This is a genomic window from Nocardia sp. NPDC060259 (assembly GCF_042728775.1).
Classification (GTDB): domain Bacteria; phylum Actinomycetota; class Actinomycetes; order Mycobacteriales; family Mycobacteriaceae; genus Nocardia.
Map to the genome: position 1 here is coordinate 3,247 of NZ_JBHXAY010000178.1, position 3,860 is coordinate 7,106.

Sequence of the window (3,860 nt, forward strand, 5' to 3'; positions counted from 1 at the left end):
ATCGATGGTGACCCGGTCGCGGTCACCATCAGCCGCTACATGGCGCGAGTGTGGGATCTGACCAGCGGCACCGAACGCGTCACCCTCACCGGACACCACGCCAGCCCGGTGACTGCGGTGGCATGCACCATGATCGATGGTGACCCGGTCGCGGTCACCATCAGCCGCTACATGGCGCGAGTGTGGGATCTGACCAGCGGCACCGAACGCGTCACCCTCACCGGACAAACCGGCCCGGTGACCGAGGTGGCATGCACCATGATCGATGGTGACCCGGTCGCGGTCACCATCAGCCACGACCACACGGTGCGGGTGTGGGATCTGACCAGCGGCACCGAACGCGCCACCCTCACCGGACACCCCGACCGGGTGACCGCGGTGGCGTGCACCGCGGTCGGTGACCCGGTCGCGGTCACCGGCAGTGACGACCACACGGTGCGGGTGTGGGATCTGACCAGCGGCACCGAACGCGCCACCCTCACCGGACACACCGACCGGGTGACCGCGGTGGCATGCACCATGATCGATGGTGACCCGGTCGCTCTCACCACCAGCCACGACCACACGGCGCGGGTGTGGGATCTGACCAGCGGCACCGAACGCGTCAACCTCACCGGCCACACCGGCCCAATGATGGCGTTTGCGTGCACCATGATCGGTGGGGACCCGGTCGCGGTCACCGGCAGTGACGACCACACGGTGCGGGTGTGGGATCTGACCAGCGGCACCGAACGCGCCACCCTCACCGGACACCACGCCAGCCCGGTGACCGCGGTGGCATGCACCGTGATCGGTGGTGACCCGGTCGCGGTAACGACCGATCCCTTCGGCGCGGTGCGGGTGTGGGATCTGACCAGCGGCACCGAACGCGCCACCCTCACCGGACACACTCACTGGGTGACTGCGGTGGCATGCACCATGATCGGTGGGGACCCGGTCGCGGTCACCACCAGCCACGACCGCACGGTGCGGGTGTGGGATCTGACCAGCGGCACCGAACGCGTCACCCTCACCGGCCACACCCAGTGGGTGACTGCGGTGGCATGCACCGTGATCGATGGCGCCCCGGTCGCGGTCACCACCAGCCACGACCGCACGGTGCGGGTGTGGGATCTGACCAGCGGCACCGAACGCGCCACCCTCACCGGCCACACCGACACGGTGACCGAGGTGGCATGCACCATGATCGATGGTGACCCGGTCGCGGTCACCACCAGCCACGACCACACGGTGCGAGTATGGGATCTGACCAACGGCACCGAACGCGCCACCCTCACCGGCCACACCGACCGGGTGACCGCGGTTGCGTGCACCAGCATCGACGGCCACCCTGCAGCGGTCACCACCGGCCACGACCACACCGCGCGTGTCTGGAGTCTGAGGACCATGTCGGCAAATGCAGTCATCGACTGCCCGGCTCGGCGACCGCTCATCGGTGTGGGCCCAGGATCCGAAATCATTCTCGGCCTGGGCGGCGATATCGCCGTACTCGCACGACCGACCTGACCGGTAGGGCTAGTAGAGCACCTGCGCCAGTCAGGCTCAACTAGCCCGACCGTCCGATACTCGAACCCACTGGTCGCACACTATGGCACAACGGCTTCGGCACGGGCGGCACAGAGTCGACTTCGTCGAATCTCGACCCGCGCCCACCAGTATCGAACGCACGATAATGCCGCCTACCGCGCGGTAGCGAACGTCCGCTTCTGCCGAATGCAGGGCACGGACTATCCCGATGTTGTGCGCTGCGAGCATGTCGGTTCCCTGCCTTACGGTGTCGATGCACACGCCGAGATTGAAGAGGGACCTGTGGGGAAACAGTACGACCGCAACGCCCTTGTCGAGATCATCCGATTCTTGGCACCGGGCCGCGACGATCATGTTCGGGCGATCCAACGGCGGGAGGACGACGGTGCACTCCAAGAATTGTTGATCCGGCTCGAAGCCGACCGGAAGATCGTCCGACTTGACAGCAGTGAGCCTCTCGACCAGGTCATTCCCCGGCTCCGATCGTTGTTCATGTACCCGACCGAGATGAACCTGCGCTGGACGAAGGCCCTTCGCGTCAAGTTCGAAGCCTATGGACCTGGTACGGACGTCGAGAAACTCCTCGAATACATCGGTACACGAAGCCTCGCGGTCGGAACCGCGTTGGTCGAGATCGATACGCAGGCCGATCAATACGCACTCGCCTTCGTCTCAGCGCGCCGCAGTCACGAACTTGCTGCGGTCGCGCCGGGGCACATCGGCACGATTCCGCGTCAGCATGTGGCTACCGGGTCGCTCAGCACCGAAGCCCGGCAGAGCGCAGACCAAAGCTCCTCGCACGCTGAACCCGATCTCGGAAGCCAATTGCGGTCCGGCATCTCCTGGATGGCGGTCTACTTACTCGGGTCCAGTCCAGAATCGATCCTCGACGAGCTGGGTCTTGTCGATACTGGAACCGCCTACACACCAGGTAGTTCCGCGTTGGGAGGCACGGTCCTTCCGAACTGGCTAGTCATTGTCAATCACCACGCCGATCGATTCGGCTATGTCGGCAAAACGGAACTCCTGCAACGGCTGTCGGGGCCAGGAACATATGCCGTGGCCTGCTACCACTCGGCGGACACAGGTGAGAGCAGCGCCGTTCAGTGGTTCGGCGGAACACGGTGGTGGTCGGTGCAGCATGATCCCAGTCAGATCGAGGGTCCCGACCACCTCGACTACTGGGGCAATCTCTACTGGGACTTCGCGAAGATCCGTGCAACCGCCTGGAAGAAGCACAAAGCCGCTCGGGACCACGGTCACCTATATCAAGTTCCACTCACTGCGGCTTCCGACTGGACCGGCTTCGCTGAGACCATGCCACTCACCGAGCTGATCGAACGCGGATAGGGCTCGCCACGAGCACCGATCCGAACGCACTATTCTGCCGCATAGTGCGCGGATTGTTCAGTCGTTGGTCTTGGCCGCGGGCACACGGCCAAGATCGTGAGGGTCTTGAACGTCATCAGGTGGTCCCCTTCGATTCGGCATCGGCGGTGGTGGCGCGCCCTGTCGTGGGGGGAACGCGGTCAATTTCGGGACGGCAGCGGCAGACCCCTGGGCGGATTTCCGGTGGCCGGGGCGTGGCCTGTCCGGGGCCTGCCGCTGCATCGGCCGGGTCTAGTTGGTGGTGTGGGTCGCGAGTGCCCGGTTGAGGATGGTTCGGGCGTCTTCGCCATAGGCGGCCTGGGTGGCGAGTCGGTCGAAGCTGCGTTGGGCCAGCGCGATGTCTTCGACGCTGGTGGCGGTGACCGCGCCGGTGACGGTCTCGATGTCGACCGACACCATGTTATTGATGACGAAATACGTTGCTGGGGTGACGAATTCGGCGTTGATTGGGATGATGCCGATTTCCACGTTGGGGCGTGCGGCGAGGATTTCGCGGAGGAATCGGATCTGGGAGGCCATCACCAGCGGGCTGGCCACGGTGCGCAGCAAGGCGGCCTCGCCGAACAGTAGGCGGAATCGGTGGTCAGGGGCGTCGAGTACGGCTTGCCGGTGCAGGCGGGCGGTGACGGTGTCTTCGGTGTCGTCGGGCACCTCGAGGGCGGAGATACACGCGGAGATGACCGCGCGGGCGTAGGCGGGGGTTTGTAACAGTCCGGGGATCAGGTCGGAGCTGTAGCCGCGCTGGTTGGTGGTGGCGTCCTCGAGGTCTACGAGGCTGCGTTGCAGGGTCGCCAAGCCGTCGTCGCAGGTTTCGTAGTAGCTGGTATAGGACATGGCTATTCAACCCTGCAATAGAGGTTTGATGGTCGGCGGGATCGACGGGTGGTCTCGCCCGAGGATCGGTGATTGCGGGTATCCCCCGGAGGTCGCGGCGGGGGCTGCGA

3 protein-coding genes are annotated in these 3,860 nt (G+C 65.1%); 2 read left to right on the top strand and 1 reads right to left on the bottom strand.

Translation table 11 applies throughout. The features are described 5' to 3' along the window. On the top strand, positions 1 to 1,506 hold a 1,506-nt coding region (locus ACFWF2_RS33095; protein WP_379311415.1), incomplete at its 5' end, for a WD40 repeat domain-containing protein. 207 nt (positions 1,507 to 1,713) lie between these two features. Then, a complete protein-coding gene (locus ACFWF2_RS33100) occupies positions 1,714 to 2,877 on the top strand; it encodes a hypothetical protein (RefSeq protein WP_379311416.1) in 1,164 nt (387 codons plus the stop codon). Between the two features lie 270 nt (positions 2,878 to 3,147). Here the strand turns inward: ACFWF2_RS33100 and ACFWF2_RS33105 are convergent, their stop codons facing one another. Next, a complete protein-coding gene (locus ACFWF2_RS33105; RefSeq protein WP_379311417.1) occupies positions 3,148 to 3,750 on the bottom strand; it encodes a DUF5753 domain-containing protein in 603 nt (200 codons plus the stop codon). Positions 3,751 to 3,860: the final 110 nt, after the last annotated feature.